Annotated in this window: 18 protein-coding genes; 15 read left to right on the top strand and 3 right to left on the bottom strand. The window is 68.9% G+C overall.

Annotated features, from left to right (window positions below):
• The first annotated feature begins 16 nt into the window (after positions 1 to 16).
• The 10 genes from ACFWCH_RS15350 (at position 17) to ACFWCH_RS15305 (ending at position 7560) form a co-directional block, all read left to right on the top strand.
• On the top strand, positions 17 to 1042 hold the full coding sequence (locus ACFWCH_RS15350) for a PhoH family protein (protein ID WP_240753260.1): 1026 nt from the start codon (positions 17 to 19) through the stop codon (positions 1040 to 1042).
• The gene (ybeY, locus tag ACFWCH_RS15345; RefSeq protein WP_136030557.1) at positions 1039 to 1500 is read left to right on the top strand and encodes an rRNA maturation RNase YbeY; all 462 of its coding nucleotides are present in this window, start codon (positions 1039 to 1041) and stop codon (positions 1498 to 1500) included. The genes ACFWCH_RS15350 and ybeY overlap by 4 nt, the downstream gene beginning before the upstream one ends.
• Complete coding sequence (locus ACFWCH_RS15340) at positions 1497 to 2789, top strand: hemolysin family protein (RefSeq protein WP_136030559.1); 1293 nt, start codon at positions 1497 to 1499, stop codon at positions 2787 to 2789. The genes ybeY and ACFWCH_RS15340 overlap by 4 nt, the downstream gene beginning before the upstream one ends.
• Positions 2782 to 3678, top strand: a complete 897-nt coding sequence (gene era, locus ACFWCH_RS15335; protein WP_136030561.1) for a GTPase Era — start codon at positions 2782 to 2784, stop codon at positions 3676 to 3678. Before ACFWCH_RS15340 ends, era begins: the two co-directional genes overlap by 8 nt.
• A gap of 54 nt (positions 3679 to 3732) precedes the next feature.
• Complete coding sequence (locus ACFWCH_RS15330) at positions 3733 to 4260, top strand: RNA polymerase sigma factor (RefSeq protein WP_378803763.1); 528 nt, start codon at positions 3733 to 3735, stop codon at positions 4258 to 4260.
• Positions 4253 to 5233, top strand: a complete 981-nt coding sequence (locus ACFWCH_RS15325; protein WP_136030565.1) for a hypothetical protein — start codon at positions 4253 to 4255, stop codon at positions 5231 to 5233. Before ACFWCH_RS15330 ends, ACFWCH_RS15325 begins: the two co-directional genes overlap by 8 nt.
• Positions 5230 to 5709: a hypothetical protein gene (locus ACFWCH_RS15320; RefSeq protein ID WP_240744535.1), complete on the top strand. Its 480-nt coding sequence runs from the start codon at positions 5230 to 5232 to the stop codon at positions 5707 to 5709. Before ACFWCH_RS15325 ends, ACFWCH_RS15320 begins: the two co-directional genes overlap by 4 nt.
• Before the next feature lie 62 nt (positions 5710 to 5771).
• Entirely contained in the window at positions 5772 to 6362 is a 591-nt protein-coding gene (locus ACFWCH_RS15315) for an RNA polymerase sigma factor (RefSeq protein WP_136044294.1), read from the top strand.
• A gap of 96 nt (positions 6363 to 6458) precedes the next feature.
• Positions 6459 to 6947, top strand: a complete 489-nt coding sequence (locus tag ACFWCH_RS15310; RefSeq protein ID WP_378803762.1) for a hypothetical protein — start codon at positions 6459 to 6461, stop codon at positions 6945 to 6947.
• A gap of 256 nt (positions 6948 to 7203) precedes the next feature.
• The gene (locus tag ACFWCH_RS15305) at positions 7204 to 7560 is read left to right on the top strand and encodes a hypothetical protein (protein WP_136030572.1); all 357 of its coding nucleotides are present in this window, start codon (positions 7204 to 7206) and stop codon (positions 7558 to 7560) included.
• Positions 7561 to 7736: 176 nt separating this feature from the next.
• On the opposite strand, the gene ACFWCH_RS15300 is transcribed toward ACFWCH_RS15305, so the two are convergent.
• Complete coding sequence (locus ACFWCH_RS15300) at positions 7737 to 8114, bottom strand: hypothetical protein (RefSeq protein WP_378803761.1); 378 nt, start codon at positions 8112 to 8114, stop codon at positions 7737 to 7739.
• A 118-nt stretch (positions 8115 to 8232) separates the two neighbouring features.
• Here ACFWCH_RS15300 and ACFWCH_RS15295 point away from each other — a divergent pair, with 118 nt between their 5' ends.
• From ACFWCH_RS15295 to ACFWCH_RS15280, 4 genes are all read left to right on the top strand, one after another.
• Complete coding sequence (locus ACFWCH_RS15295; protein WP_378803760.1) at positions 8233 to 8694, top strand: hypothetical protein; 462 nt, start codon at positions 8233 to 8235, stop codon at positions 8692 to 8694.
• A gap of 14 nt (positions 8695 to 8708) precedes the next feature.
• A complete protein-coding gene (locus ACFWCH_RS15290) occupies positions 8709 to 9101 on the top strand; it encodes a hypothetical protein (protein WP_136030581.1) in 393 nt (130 codons plus the stop codon).
• 50 nt (positions 9102 to 9151) lie between these two features.
• Positions 9152 to 9811 (top strand): hypothetical protein, encoded by a 660-nt coding sequence (locus tag ACFWCH_RS15285; protein WP_378803759.1) that lies wholly within the window; start codon positions 9152 to 9154, stop codon positions 9809 to 9811.
• 79 nt (positions 9812 to 9890) lie between these two features.
• The gene (locus tag ACFWCH_RS15280; protein WP_378803758.1) at positions 9891 to 10835 is read left to right on the top strand and encodes a zinc-binding alcohol dehydrogenase family protein; all 945 of its coding nucleotides are present in this window, start codon (positions 9891 to 9893) and stop codon (positions 10833 to 10835) included.
• 10 nt (positions 10836 to 10845) lie between these two features.
• On the opposite strand, the gene ACFWCH_RS15275 is transcribed toward ACFWCH_RS15280, so the two are convergent.
• Positions 10846 to 11493 carry a hypothetical protein gene (locus ACFWCH_RS15275; protein WP_378803757.1) on the bottom strand — a complete coding sequence of 216 codons (648 nt, stop codon included), beginning with the start codon at positions 11491 to 11493 and terminating at the stop codon, positions 10846 to 10848.
• 192 nt (positions 11494 to 11685) lie between these two features.
• Here ACFWCH_RS15275 and leuA point away from each other — a divergent pair, with 192 nt between their 5' ends.
• The gene (gene leuA / locus ACFWCH_RS15270) at positions 11686 to 13440 is read left to right on the top strand and encodes a 2-isopropylmalate synthase (RefSeq protein WP_136036915.1); all 1755 of its coding nucleotides are present in this window, start codon (positions 11686 to 11688) and stop codon (positions 13438 to 13440) included.
• Between the two features lie 63 nt (positions 13441 to 13503).
• Here leuA and ACFWCH_RS15265 read toward each other — a convergent pair whose 3' ends face one another.
• Complete coding sequence (locus ACFWCH_RS15265) at positions 13504 to 13881, bottom strand: VOC family protein (RefSeq protein ID WP_378803756.1); 378 nt, start codon at positions 13879 to 13881, stop codon at positions 13504 to 13506.
• Between the last annotated feature and the right edge of the window lie 47 nt (positions 13882 to 13928).

Here is a 13928-nt window from a genome sequence, read left to right as displayed (position 1 = left end):
CGCGGACGGTGTCGCGATGGTGCAGCTGCTCGGTCCGCAGGACCGCCTGCTGCGGATGCTGGAACGCGAGCACCGCGATGTGCAGGTGCTCGTCCGCGGCAACGAGATCACCCTGACGGGCGAGCGCGACGCCGTCGCGAAGGCGAAGAACCTCGTCGACGAGCTGCTGGCGATGACGAAGGCCGGGCACGACCTGGCGCCCAGCGACGTGTCCAGCTCGGCGCGCATGCTCCGCACCGAGGGCGGTCCGCGCCCGAGCGAGGTGCTCGGCGAGGCGATCCTGTCGACCCGCGGCAAGGTGATCCGCCCGAAGACGCTCGGACAGAAGGAGTACGTCGACGCGATCGAGGAGAACACGATCGTGTTCGGCATCGGCCCGGCCGGTACCGGAAAGACCTACCTGGCGATGGCGAAGGCCGTGCAGGCGCTGCAGCGCAAGGAGGTCACGCGCATCATCCTCACCCGTCCGGCGGTGGAGGCGGGGGAGCGGCTGGGGTTCCTGCCCGGCACGCTCACCGACAAGATCGACCCGTACCTGCGCCCGCTGTACGACGCGCTGAACGAGATGATGGACCCGGAGATCGTGCCGCGCCTGATGGCCACGGGGACGATCGAGGTGGCGCCGCTCGCGTACATGCGCGGTCGTACGCTCAACGACTCGTTCGTGGTGCTCGACGAGGCGCAGAACACGACGCCGGAGCAGATGAAGATGTTCCTGACGCGGCTGGGCTTCGGCACGAAGATGGTCGTCACGGGCGACATCACCCAGGTCGACCTGCCGCAGGGGTCTTCGGGACTGCGGCTCGTGACACGGGTGCTCGACGGGATCGACGACATCCACTTCAGCCGGCTGACCAGCGACGACGTGGTGCGGCACTCGCTCGTGGGGCGCATCGTCGACGCGTACAGCGAGTACGACGAGAAGCGCACGGCGCAGCGGTTCGAGCGCGAGCAGGCCGCGGAGTTCGCCAACAGGGCCGAGCGCCGCGGGGCGCAGCGACCAGGACCACGCGACCGGATGCCGAAACGGGGGCTCTCATGATCGAGATCAACAACGAGTCGGCGATCGACGTCGACGAGACGGTGCTGCAGCGGCTCACCGACTTCAACCTGGAGCAGCTGCACGTCAGCCCGGACGCCGAGGTGGCGATCGTGCTCGTCGACGAGGGCGCCATGGAGGCGCTGCATGTGCAGTGGATGGACGAGCCGGGCCCGACCGACGTGCTCAGCTTCCCGATGGACGAGCTGCGCCCCGGCACCGAGGACCGCCCGACGCCTCCCGGCCTGCTGGGCGATATCGTGCTGTGCCCGCAGGTGGCGGAGACCCAGGCGCAGGCGGCCGGCCACACCCTGATGGACGAGCTGATCCTGCTCACCACGCACGGTCTGCTGCACCTGCTCGGCTTCGATCACGCGGAGCCGGAGGAGGAGCGGGAGATGTTCGGACTCCAGAAGCAGCTGATCCAGGGCTTCGCCGTGTCCGAGCGCCGCCGCCGATGACGGAGATCCTACTGCTGATCGCCGCCGTGCTGCTGGTGGCCTTCGGCGGCCTCATGGCTGCGATCGACGCCGCCTACGGCGTCACGTCCCGGGCCGGCCTCGCGGATCTGGCGACCGAGGGGCGACGGGCGAAGGCGCTCGAGCGGATCGCCGCCGACCTCGACGCGCACGTCAACGCGGTTGCGTTCATCCGGGTGCTCGCGGAGGTCACCGCGGCCGTGCTCGTCACGGTGGCGTTCACGATCATGTTCGAGAGCATCTGGTGGGCGATGCTCGCCGCGGCCATCCTGATGACGGGCATCACGTTCGTGCTCGTCGGCGCCAGTCCGCGCACGTTCGGCCACCAGCACGCCGAGGCCATGATCCGCGGGAGCGCGGGCATCGTGCGCGGTCTGCGCATCATCCTCGGCCCGCTCGCCCAGGGGCTGGTCGTGCTCGGCAACCGGGTCACGCCCGGCACGGGTCGCAGCTCGTTCTCGAGCGAGGATCAGCTGCTGAGCATGGTCGACGAGGCCGCGTCGAACGACCTCATCGAGGAAGACGACCGCGATCTCATCCACTCGGTGTTCGACTTCACCGACCAGTTCGTGCGGGCGGTGATGGTGCCGCGCACCGAAATGGTCACCGTGGACGCGGAGGCCACCACCGACGAGGCCATGTCGCTGTTCCTGCAGCGCGGGGTGTCGCGCATGCCGGTCGTGGACGACGAGGCCGACGACGTGGTCGGGGTGCTGTATCTGAAGGATCTGGTGCAGTTCGCCTACCGCGACGACCTGGCCTGGCGCGCGGCGTCGATCCGCCCGATCGCCCGCCCCGCGACGTTCGTGCCGGAGTCTATGCGCGCCGAGACGCTGCTGCAGCAGATGAAGCGCGACGCGGTGCACGTGTGCCTGGTGATCGACGAGCACGGCGGGATCTCCGGCCTCGTGACGCTGGAGGACCTGATCGAGGAGCTCGTCGGCGAGATCTCCGACGAGTACGATCAGGTATCCGCGGAGTTCGTGGATCTCGGTGCCGGACGCTACCGCGTCAGCTCCCGGCTGTCGCTGGAAGACGTCGGCGACCTGTTCGGCCTCGAGCTCGAGGATGAGGACGTCGACTCGATCGGCGGTCTGCTCGGCAAGGCGCTCGGACAGGTGCCGCAGCCCGGGGCGACGGCGGTCGTGGACGGTCTGGTCCTCACCGGCGGGGCCTCTCGGGGGCGCGGCCGCGGGATCGCGACGGTGTTCGTCGAGAGGGCCGCGGTGGCGGACGAGGTGCAGGAAGAAGGAGAGCGACGCGATGACTGAGGACACCCGGAGCGGATTCGTGACCTTCGTCGGTCGACCGAACGTCGGCAAGTCCACCCTGACGAACGCGCTGGTGGGCGACAAGATCGCGATCACGAGCGAGAAGCCGCAGACGACGCGGCGCGCGATCCGCGGCATCCTGAACCGCCCGGACGGGCAGCTCGTGATCGTGGACACTCCCGGCATCCACAAGCCGCGCACCCTCCTGGGCGAGCGTTTGAACGACTTGGTCGAGCAGGTCCTGGGCGACGTCGACGTGATCGGGTTCTGCGTGCCGGCGACGGAGAAGGTCGGACCGGGCGATCGTCGCATCGCCGCCTCGCTCGACGGCTACCCGCGTGCGCAGAAGATCGCGATCGTCACGAAAACGGATGCGGCGGGGCGCGACGAGATCACGGAGCGCCTCATGGAGGTCGACTCGCTGCGTGAGGACTGGGCGGCCGTCATCCCGCTCTCGGCACTGACGCGCGATCAGCTCGATGTGCTCGCCGACGAGATCCTGCAGCTCATGCCGGAGGGACCCGCGCTGTATCCGGCCGGGATCACGACGGACGAGTCGAACGAGGACCGCATCGCCGAGATCATCCGCGAGGCGGCGCTCGACGGCGTGCGCGACGAGCTCCCGCACTCGATCGCCGTGGTCGTGGACGACATCGCCCCCCGCGAGGACAGCGACCTGACGGACGTGCACGCGTCGATCGTGGTGGAGCGCGACAGTCAGAAGGCGATCATCATCGGCCATAAGGGCTCGCGGTTGCGCGACGTGGGCGCTCGCGCAAGGACGGGCATCGAGGAGCTGCTGGGCACGCGGGTGTTCCTCGGACTGCACGTCAAGGTCGCGAAGGAGTGGCAGCGCGACCCCAAGCAGCTCGGCCGACTCGGGTTCTGAGATGAGACGGGGCACGACGTCGAAGGCGGCGGGCAGACCGCCGACCCCGCGGTCATGAGCGGCCGCAGCAAGGACCCGAACACGCTGCGGCACGAGGTCTTCACACGAGTGTTCGATGAGCACTGGGCGGCGGTGCGCCATCACATCGAGGGCGTGGTCGGTGACGACGACGAGGTCACCGAGATCGTGTCAGAGGTGTTCCTGGCCGCGTGGTCGCGTCTGCGACCGAGTCGTCCGCCCGGTCGGGTGTGGCTGCTGCGCGAGGCCGACCGTCGTCTGCGCACCCGCGGTCGGCGGGGGACGACCCGGCTCAGGGCGCTCGACGCGCTGCACAACGGACTGTCCGGCGACCCCGAGCCGCTGGGGCTCGTCGGCCGCAGCGAGGTGCTGCACGCGGTGGGTACCCTCAGCCCGGCCCAACGGCGTATCATCATGCTCACGTATTGGGATGGACTCACGGTGGGGGAGATCGCGGAGCTGGTGCGCGCATCGGAGTCACGGGTACGGAAGACGTTGCGTCTGGCGGAGGATCGGCTTCGCGCGGCGCTGGGCCTGGAGGGGACGGATACGCGTGATGCCTGACAACGCCCTGCTCGAGCGAGCGCTCACCGCTGCGGATCCGGCGCGGACTCCGCGCGACGCGGAACCGGACGCGCGGGCGATCGCGACGCGCGACCGCATCCTGCGCAGCTCCCGGGAGCCGCAGCGTCGCCGGGCGCGCCGGGTCGGGTGGGCGGCGGGACTCACCGCCGTCGCGGCGTCGGCTGCTCTCGCGTTCGGGGTGCTGCTGCCGCAGGGCGCGGCCGTTGCGGGCACACCCACCCCGCTCGCGTTCGACGGATCCGCCTCACTCGCCGAGACCGTGGCGACCGCCGACACCGACCTCGGCGTGTTCCACGAGCCGGAGACGCCTGAGCGCTCCGTGCGCGCCGCATCGTGGTCGTTCTCCGTCGACGTCGACGCCGGGCGGGCCGAGATCGTGCCGCAGCTGTCGACGTTCCAGTGGAGCGACGACCTCTCGGGAGAGGCGATCGCGATCAATGGTGTCGCCTACGACCCGGGCGACGCGGTCGCCAACCAGGAGGCCGAGGTCGTGAGCACGGGTGAGGTGGCGTCGCGCGTCACGTACGCACCCGGCGAGTTCGTGACCCCCGTCGTCGCTGTGCCGGGAGAGACGCCCGCCGACGTGCGGGCGCTGCTGGAGGCGTTCGGGCTTCCGAAGGAGCCGAGTGCGTTCGACGTGGTCACGGCGGTCACCTCCGTCTTCGGGCAGTGGACGCTGACCAACGCGCAGCACGCCGAGCTGCTCGCGCTCATCGAGGACTCGGGCGGTGCGCAGGCGCTGGGCGCGACGACGGACCGGCTCGGTCGTCCGGTCGCCGGCATCCGGGTGATCGCCGCGGACGGTGCCGTCAGCGACGACGTGCTGGTGTCGCTCGACAGCGGGCGCATCGTGGGCGTGGAGCGCACGGTGCTCGTGGACGACGGGATCGTGGCCCCTGGCTCGATCACGGACTACCGCATGTGGGATCTCGACGAGGAGATGATCGAATGAGGCGTACGCGCGCGACGATGGCAGCCCTGGTGGGCCTGGTGCTGGTGCTGACCGGGGTGCCCACCGCGGCATCAGCGGCGGCGAACCCGGATGCGGTCGATCCGCAGGCGGCGCAGCTGCTCGAGGAGGTTCCGGGCGGCGAGCTGGTCGCGCCGGGTCACGTCGTCTGGCCGGAACTCGACATGGAGTTCGTGGCGGCTTCCGGCTCGTCCGGGCTGAGCGCCCGGTCCGTGGGCAGCTGCTCCACAGGTCGCATCTGCGCGTACACCGCGTACAACCTCTCCGGCAGCATCCTCAGCTGGGGGAGCTGCGGCAGCATCGCGATCCCCTCGACCTTCGTGACCCGGTCGATCGCCAACGCGCGCACCTCCGGCTACGCCCAGGCCCGCAACGGCAGCACCGTGCTCGCGACGGCGTACGCGAACGGCTCCGCCAACGTCTACGGCTCGGCGAACAACATCCGCTGCTACCTCTGAGCGCTGGTGTCGGGGGAGGAGGGCGTCGAGCGCCCGGTGTCCGGTGCCGGCGGGGGTGCCCCGTGAGTCGTCGCGCGGAGGAGCGTGCCGCCGAGCGCGAGCGCGTGTTCACCGCGATCTACGCCCAGCACTGGGCCGCCGTGCAACGACATGTGGAGTGCACGCTCGACGATGACGCGGAGGTGGCCGAGGTGGTCGCCGACGTGTTCCTCCTCGCCTGGCGCAAGCTGGATCCGGCGTGCCCGCTCGGATTGGTGTGGTTGCTGCGGGCATGCGACAACAAGCTCAAGGATCGCGACCGGAGTGAGCGAGCCCATGCGAGAGCGATCGACGCCGTCCGCACCGGGCACCGGGCGCCGCAGGGCGACCTGCTCGACGCGCTCGCGGTGCGTCGAGCGATCGACACGGTGCTGACGCCGCGAGAGCGTCGGATCGTGATTCTCGCGTACTGGGACCGGTTGGCCGCCGGCGAGATCGCTGAGCTTCTGCGGTGCAGCCAGGGAACCGTCTGGACGACCCTCAGCCGGGCGCGACGGAAGCTGCAGAGCGAGCTCGGCCTGTCGCCGATCGCGAGTGCTCCGCGGGTCGAGGCCCTGTCCATTGCACGAGCCGGCAATACCTTACGGCCGAGTATTTCCGCTCCGGGGGTGTAGACCCACCGGCTTCACTGCCCCTAGCGTGCCGCTGTGACTTCCCCCCCCGCTCGGGCTCGCCCGCGAAGCACGGTACTCGTCATGCTGAAGAGGGCGGTGATCCGGGTCGCCGCGGTCGCACTGGGGTTGATGGGTGCCGCGGCCCTGTCGGGATGCGTGCCGTCGCGACCCGTCTTCCTGGAGCCGGTCGCCCTCACAGTCGTCGACGACCGGTTCGCGTGGGTGCAGTGCCTCGATGAGGCGTGGGCCATCGATTACATCTCCACGGCCGTGCGCGAAGAGTGGGGATCAGAGGACGAGGTGGTGCTCTTCTCCGCGACCGCCGACGAGGGGCGGGCCGTCGCTGTGCCCTCCGGTGAGCCGATCCTTCCCGACACCTTCCCTGACTTCTCTGTGACCAGCAGCCGCGAGTATCCGGTGTCGAGTCTGGACGGACCTGTCACTGTGTACGTCATCCTTTCCGGGCCGGACCACCGCGCGGAGATGTCGTTCAAGAACGTCGCGATCGATTCACTTGTGGAGGGTGCGTACGTGTATCACTCCGGGGAGGTGCGCGACGAGCCCTGCGGCATGGGCGCCGAGTGAGCGGCGGTGTCTCGACGCGAAGACAGGCCGGTCGGACTCCTGCATTGCACGAGGCGGCAATACCTTACAGCCGAGTATTTCCACTCCGGGGATGTAGACCCACCGGCTTGACTGCCCCTAGCGTGCCGCTGTGGCCTCCCCGCTCAACCTTCGTCTGCCTCGTTCGTGGCGCTCAGCTCGTGCGGTGAGGCCGCTTCACGCGGCTGCGGTACTGGGGCTCGCCGTCGTCGCGTGTGCCGGATGCTCAGGTGGGGCCGTGCCCGATGTGGAGGTGTCCGAGGACGACCTGATCGGCGTGTGGACGGCGACGTCCGGAACGGCGGAGTTCGAGCTGCATGAGGGCGGAGGGGTGAGCGCGGAGGACTGGCCGGCATCGATGTGGTGTGACGCCGCGCCAGACACCGGTCCATCGTTCCCTTCCCTGACCGGCCAATGGTCCGCGGGATACGGCGCCAGCGCTATCGCGTTCAGCCTGAATCCGCCCTGCAACGCGATGCCTGCCCTGTTCGCTTTCGAGGACGCACAGGGCTCGGTCGAGCTGTGGTACTTCGCGCCGGGCGTTGACCGCGACTCGAATCCCGACCCCGAAACGGTGTTCAAGAGGTCAGGGTGATGTCCGTCTTCGCGACGCCACCGAAGTCTCAGGGCGTCTGGGGCATGGCGTCGAGCCCTACCTCGGACGGGACCGTTTCGGAGGATCCGTGCGGCAAGGCGAGTGCTCGCGAATGAAGACTTCGGGAGCATGGGGGAGGCGAGGAGGAAGGGCGTGACGACCACGTTGGGCACCAGCTACTCGGTGCGATGGCGCGCATGCGCCGTTGCGGTCGGGACGTCGAACACGATCGTGGGAGCGGTCTTGGGGTTGATGTACGGCCTGTACTCGTTCCCCTTCACCGGGGGTTCCATCCATGCTGATGGGAACGCGGGACACGTTCTGAGCTCGATCATCGTGAGCGCGATTTTCGGACTCACCCTTCCGACAGCGTTGAGCCTACTCGCGATGATTCCGCGACGTGCTCGCTCCCACCTGTGGCCGGTATCGATCGCCGTGGGACCAACGATCTTTTCCCTCCTCAGCTTCGTGTTCGTCTGGTCCTTTCCGGTCGTCCTTGCCTTCGTCGCTGTGGCATCGATAGCCGGAAGTGCGCTCAGCATCGTGGCGGTCACGCTTGTGCATGGTGTGCAGAGAAAAGAGGGAGACCGTTGATGTCGGAATGCGCGGATTCTGAGTGCGGAGCGGGAACCGTGGCAGGTTCGAGCCGGTGATCGGGGAGGACGGTGCAAAGTGAAGGACGAGAGTGGCGTCCAGCGTCTTCGGTACCCGATCGCGGTGGTGCTCGTCTGTGCCGGTCTAGCGCTCTTCCTGGGGTTCCTCTACCGGCTCGTCTTTCTCGCGCCATTGCTTCGTAAGCGAGGAGGGGCCGAAGCAGGAGAGGACGCGCTCAGATCGAGCATCGCGTTCTTCGTGGTGCTTCTCATCGCAGCTCTACCGGCAGTCATTGCGCGCAGGACGAGTGCGCGATGGTGGGGAAGAGTTCTCGCCGCCGTGATCTCGGGGTTCCTGGTGGCTCTGTGCACCTGGTTCTTGCTCGCGCAGGCCAACGGTTTCCCGATAGCTGCGGGAGTGATCGCCTCGCTCGGGTTCTTCGTGCTCTTGGTCGCTGACCGCAAGATCGTGTTCAGGAGGTCAGGCTTGATGTCCGCCAGCGCCGACCATCAGTCGGTTCTGCGGGGAGAGGAGGAATGAGCATGAGACGTGCCATGCCGTTTCTGCTCGCCATTGCAGGGACGACCGCGGTCCAGATGGCGTCGATCTTCGTGACGTGGCTGGGGTGGTTCGGCGGCGGGCCGTTGCTGTCCTCTCCGGAGGACATCCTGAACCGCATCGGTTTCGGACTGGCGGTGATCATCGTGCTGTCTTCTGCAACCTGCATTCCGATGGTCTTCATCGCTCGCTCGCGAAGTGGGGCGAGAACGGCCGTGACTGTTTCCGCGATCTTCACCGTGATCCAGGCCCTTCTGTATTCACTTCTGTTGTTCTGGCGGCCGCTCCCGCCCTATCCGGGTCTGACGCTGCTTCTCCTCGCCGGCCTCTTCGCGGTGGACTTCCTCGTCATCGTCCTGGCCCGAGACGTCGCGAAGGAGTCGCCGTGACGGCGGAGCGAGGGCACGACATTACGGAGGCGTCGACGAAGGGCGGGGTCATGGCGAAGCACTGGATGGCGACGGCGGCGGGGCCTCCGGAGTCGTGGGAGTTCGAGGAGTACGAGCCCGCGGCGCCGCGCGAGGGCGAGGTCACGATCCGCGTCCGCGCGGCCGGGGCGAAGGGAGAACCACTCATGCTGAAGCGATTCCTCTGTCGACCCCTGGCGGTAGGGGCCGTGGTGCTCGCGAGTTCGCTTGTCCTCTCGGCCTGCGCGTTTCTTCCCGGGGTGCCAGAGGACCAACCACTCTCGCTTGCGGTGCGTGGCGGAACTCCGATCTTGAGCTGGTGTGCGCCCAGCGCCGAGGTCGTCCGCGTGCGTGTGTACTACGGGACGGTGTCTGCCGACGACGCGGAGGTGGTGATCGATGCGAGGGGGCGCCTCCCTGTTGCTCCTGGGGCGGAAGTAACACCTGACGGGCTCCCCGAGGAGTGGGTCGTGGAGCGTCACGAGTACGCCGGGGCGGAGCTTTCGGAGATCGGCGTGACGGTGGACTACGAGGCGCGGGACGCCGAGGGGGAGCTGGTCGAAGGGAGCTTCGGTGCAGACTTCGAGAGCGAGGGTGCGTCCGATCTCGATTCTTGGCCGGAGAACGGGTGGATCTGGGCGAACGGGACCGTGTCGACCGATCCGTGCGGCATGCCGAGCTCTCACGAGTAGGCCGTGAATCGGAACGCGTCGTCTCAGCGCCTGACCGTCCCGGCGGGAGCATGATGGAGGCATCGACGAAGGGCGGGTCATGGCGAAGCACTGGGTGGCGACGGCGGCGGGGTCTCCGGAGTCGTGGGAGTTCGAGGAGTACGAGCCCGCGGCGCCGCGCGAGGGCGAGGTCACGATCCGCGTCCGCGCGGCCGGGGCGAATCCGGCCGATGCGAAGCATGTCGCGGCAGCTCGTCCGGGGGTCGAGTTCCCGGTGCCGATCGGGTACGAGGTGTCGGGCGAGCTCACGGCCATCGGCCCCGCGACTCGCATCGGCTCCGGTGCGGCCGAGGTCGGCGACGAGGTCGTGGCCTTCCGCGTGCAGGGCGGTTACGCGTCCGAGGTGACGGTGCCCGCCGCGAAGGTGTTCGCGAAGCCGACGACGCTCACGCACCCCGAGGCCGCGAACCTCCTGCTCGTCGGCACGACGGCGGCCGAGATGCTCGCGGTAACCGGTACGGCGCCGGGCGAGACGATCCTGCTGCACGGGGCGTCGGGAGCGGTGGGGGTCAGCGTGCTGCAGCAGGCGCGGCTGCGCGAGGTACGAGTGATCGGCACCGCCGCGCCGGACCGCTTCGATGAGGTACGACGCTTCGGGGGGATCCCGGTCGCGTACGGCCCGGGTCTCGCCGACCGGGTGACCGAGCTGGCGGACGGACCGATCGCTGCGGCGCTCGACGCCGTGGGCACCGACGAGGCGATCGACGTGTCCCTCGCCCTGGTGGCCGATCACCGCCGCATCGTCACGATCGCGAACTTCGCGCGGGCCTCCGCCGACGGGCTTCTGGCGATCGCAGGGTCGATGCCCGACAGCGCCCGCTTCCGCGATGAGGTGCGCAGCGAACTCCTCGCGCTCGCGCAGAACCGCGACCTCGTGGTCCCGGTCGCCCGCACGTTCCCGCTCGCCGAGGCACCGGCTGCGCACCGGCTGCTCGCCACCGGTCACGCCGGCGGCAAGCTCGCGCTGATCCCCGAGGACCGCTGATCCCCGAGGACTAGTCGACCTCGCGCAGCAGCGACTCGACGATCACCACGCCGTCTCCGTACTCGTCGTCCGCCGCGCGCTGCAGCGTCCCGTCGTCCCACGAAACCTGCAGCCACACGTACCCACGGTCGGTGCCGACGAAGACCGCCCCGGGTCCGAGCCGCGCCGCGATGTCCTCCTGCACCCGGGTCAGCTCGCCCTCCGGGGTGATGCCCGTCTTCCCGCCTGTCGGGTCCTCCGGCGCCACCGGGTCGAACAGGGCGAGGAGGATCGGCGGATCCGTGACGGTCAGACGCTCGCCGTCGAAGGTGCCGTACACCGCGTACGACCCCCACCGCGTGTCACGCGCGCTCACACTGCCGTCGACGCCGTCCCACGTCCAGTCGTCGAGCGGCACGCCGGCGCACTGCGGAGGGGACGAATCCATGACCGCGCCGAGGCAGAGCGTGGGGCCGTCCGTTCCGTCGATCACGGTGCCCGTTCCGAGCACGCGACCTTCCGGGGGCGTGGGGTGCGCGTCTTCCAGCCGCTGGTCGGAGGGCACGGTGGTGCTGGTCGGCGGGAGGGTCGCACGGGGTCCGACCGCGCACCCGCTCAGGGTGACCGCTGCGGTCACGGTGGCGGCGACGAGGAGCAGGCGACGCGAGGAAGGGCTCATGTCCATCAGTGTCCCGCGTCGGCTCATCGTCTCAGCGCGGTCGAAACGGCCGCACCGACCCTGCTAGCATGGCGCCATGCCTTTCGGCGGTCTGCTTCTTCTTAGCTGCCGCGACGAGTCCTGACACTAGGGCCTTCCTCGTCGCGGCGCTTGTGTTGGCCCGTCCATTCCGACGAAGAGAAGTAGCCCATCATGCAGAACACTCAGCGCCCGTCCGCGATGCCGATCCACAAGTACCGGCCCTTCCACGAGCAGATCACCGTCCACCTGCCCGACCGCACGTGGCCCGACGCCCGCATCACCGAAGCCCCGCGCTGGTGCGCGGTCGACCTCCGCGACGGCAACCAGGCCCTCATCGATCCGATGTCCCCCGAGCGCAAGCGCGTCATGTTCGAGCTGCTCGTGAGCATGGGGTACAAGGAGATCGAGGTCGGCTTCCCCTCGGCCAGCCAGACCGACTTCGACTTCGTGCGCCAGCTCATCGAAGAGAACCTGATCCCCGACGACGTCACGATCCAGGTGCTGACCCAGGCGCGCGAGCACCTGATCGCCCGCACCTACGAGGCCATCGCCGGCGCGAAGCAGGCCATCGTCCACCTCTACAACTCCACGAGCGTGCTGCAGCGCGAGGTGGTCTTCCGCACCGACAAGCAGGGCATCATCGACATCGCCCTCGAGGGCGCCCGCCTGTGCCGGAAGTTCGAGAAGACGATCCCCGACACGCAGGTCTACTACGAGTACTCGCCGGAGAGCTACACGGGCACCGAGCTCGAGTTCGCGGTCGACGTGTGCAACCAGGTCATCGAGATCTTCGAGCCGACGCCCGACCGCAAGGTGATCATCAACCTGCCCGCCACGGTCGAGATGGCCACGCCGAACATCTACGCCGACTCGATCGAGTGGATGAGCCGCCACCTGGCCCACCGCGAGAACGTGATCCTGTCGCTGCACCCGCACAACGACCGGGGCACCGCGATCGCCGCCGCCGAGCTGGGCTACATGGCCGGCGCCGACCGCATCGAGGGCTGCCTGTTCGGCAACGGCGAGCGCACGGGCAACGTCGACCTGGTGGCGCTGGGCATCAACATGTTCACGCAGGGCATCGACCCGCAGATCGACTTCAGCGACATCGACCAGGTCAAGCGCACGGTCGAGTACTGCAACCAGCTGCCCGTGCCGGAGCGCAGCCCGTGGGCCGGCGACCTCGTGTTCACGGCGTTCAGCGGCTCGCACCAGGACGCGATCAAGAAGGGCTTCGAGGCGATGGCGGCGAAGGCCGAGGCGCAGGGCGTCACGGTCGACGAGATCGAGTGGGCCGTGCCCTACCTGCCCGTCGACCCGAAGGACCTGGGCCGCTCGTACGAGGCCGTCATCCGCGTGAACTCCCAGTCGGGCAAGGGCGGCGTCGCCTACCTGCTGAAGTCCGACCACGCGATCGATCTGCCCCGCAAGCTCCAGATCGAGTTCTCCGGCGTCGTGCAGGCCAAGACCGATGCCGAGGGCGGCGAGGTGACGAGCGAGCAGATCTGGTCGATCTTCACCGACGAGTACCTGCCGGCGACCGACACCGAGGCGAAGTGGGGCCGCTTCGAGCTGCTGGCCACGCAGACGCGCAGCGACATGTCGGGTGACGTGGTGCTCGACGTGGTGCTGCGCGACGACGACCAGGAGGTCGCGGTCTCCGGCAACGGCAACGGTCCGGTGGCCGCCTTCGTCGAGGTGCTGCGCGGACAGGGCTTCGACATCACGGTGTACGACTACGTCGAGCACGCTCTCAGTGCGGGCGGCGACGCGCAGGCTGCGGCCTACGTCGAGCTGCAGGTGGGGGACCAGCGTCTGTGGGGTGTCGGCATCGACGGCGACATCTCGACCGCGTCGCTCAAGGCGATCGTGTCGGGTGTGAACCGGTCGATCCGCACGCGCCAGCAGGAGCTCGCGGCGGTCTGAGGTCGCACCACGGAAGCGGCCGGGTCCGAGGGCCCGGCCGCTTCCGCGTGCTCCGGCGGGTGGTCAGACCCACTGCACCAGCTGCCAGATGAGGCCGTTGGGGTCGGCGAACTGGCAGTAGCGCTCGCCCCACGGCTCGGTCTCCGGCGGTGTGACGACGCGGGCGCCGGCGGCGGCGATGCGGGCGAAGGCGGCGTCGATCTCGTCCACGACGAACACCAGCAGCGTGCCCTGGCCTGCCGATCCAGCGATCTCCTCCGGGCGGAACGTGGGAAGCCCGGTCTGCAGGAAGATCAGGTTCGGCGGGGAACCGGGGTGCTCGAGCGACACGAAGCCCTCGGCGGACATGGCCTCCGTGAATCCGAAGTGGGTGGTGGCGAAGGCCGCGGAGGCGGCGATGTCGGGCACGTTGAGCGAGAGGGCGGTCTGGGTGATGTTCATGGGTCTCCTGTTCTAAACAACGTACAACGTACAGGGTTAAGTGCGCC

Source organism: Microbacterium sp. NPDC060132 (assembly GCF_042729675.1).
In the GTDB taxonomy this organism is placed as follows: domain Bacteria; phylum Actinomycetota; class Actinomycetes; order Actinomycetales; family Microbacteriaceae; genus Microbacterium; species Microbacterium sufflavum.
Note: the sequence above shows the minus strand (reverse complement) of the source record. Positions and strands in the feature narration are given on the sequence as shown.

Coding starts and splice junctions, on each gene's coding strand:
- ACFWCH_RS15350 (WP_240753260.1), top strand. CDS start 17: ATGGTGCAGCTGCTCGGTCCGCAGGACCGCCTGCTGCGGATGCTGGAA.
- ybeY (WP_136030557.1), top strand. CDS start 1,039: ATGATCGAGATCAACAACGAGTCGGCGATCGACGTCGACGAGACGGTG.
- ACFWCH_RS15340 (WP_136030559.1), top strand. CDS start 1,497: ATGACGGAGATCCTACTGCTGATCGCCGCCGTGCTGCTGGTGGCCTTC.
- era (WP_136030561.1), top strand. CDS start 2,782: ATGACTGAGGACACCCGGAGCGGATTCGTGACCTTCGTCGGTCGACCG.
- ACFWCH_RS15330 (WP_378803763.1), top strand. CDS start 3,733: ATGAGCGGCCGCAGCAAGGACCCGAACACGCTGCGGCACGAGGTCTTC.
- ACFWCH_RS15325 (WP_136030565.1), top strand. CDS start 4,253: ATGCCTGACAACGCCCTGCTCGAGCGAGCGCTCACCGCTGCGGATCCG.
- ACFWCH_RS15320 (WP_240744535.1), top strand. CDS start 5,230: ATGAGGCGTACGCGCGCGACGATGGCAGCCCTGGTGGGCCTGGTGCTG.
- ACFWCH_RS15290 (WP_136030581.1), top strand. CDS start 8,709: ATGCCGTTTCTGCTCGCCATTGCAGGGACGACCGCGGTCCAGATGGCG.
- ACFWCH_RS15285 (WP_378803759.1), top strand. CDS start 9,152: ATGGCGAAGCACTGGATGGCGACGGCGGCGGGGCCTCCGGAGTCGTGG.
- ACFWCH_RS15280 (WP_378803758.1), top strand. CDS start 9,891: ATGGCGAAGCACTGGGTGGCGACGGCGGCGGGGTCTCCGGAGTCGTGG.
- ACFWCH_RS15275 (WP_378803757.1), bottom strand. CDS start 11,493: ATGAGCCCTTCCTCGCGTCGCCTGCTCCTCGTCGCCGCCACCGTGACC.
- leuA (WP_136036915.1), top strand. CDS start 11,686: ATGCAGAACACTCAGCGCCCGTCCGCGATGCCGATCCACAAGTACCGG.
- ACFWCH_RS15265 (WP_378803756.1), bottom strand. CDS start 13,881: ATGAACATCACCCAGACCGCCCTCTCGCTCAACGTGCCCGACATCGCC.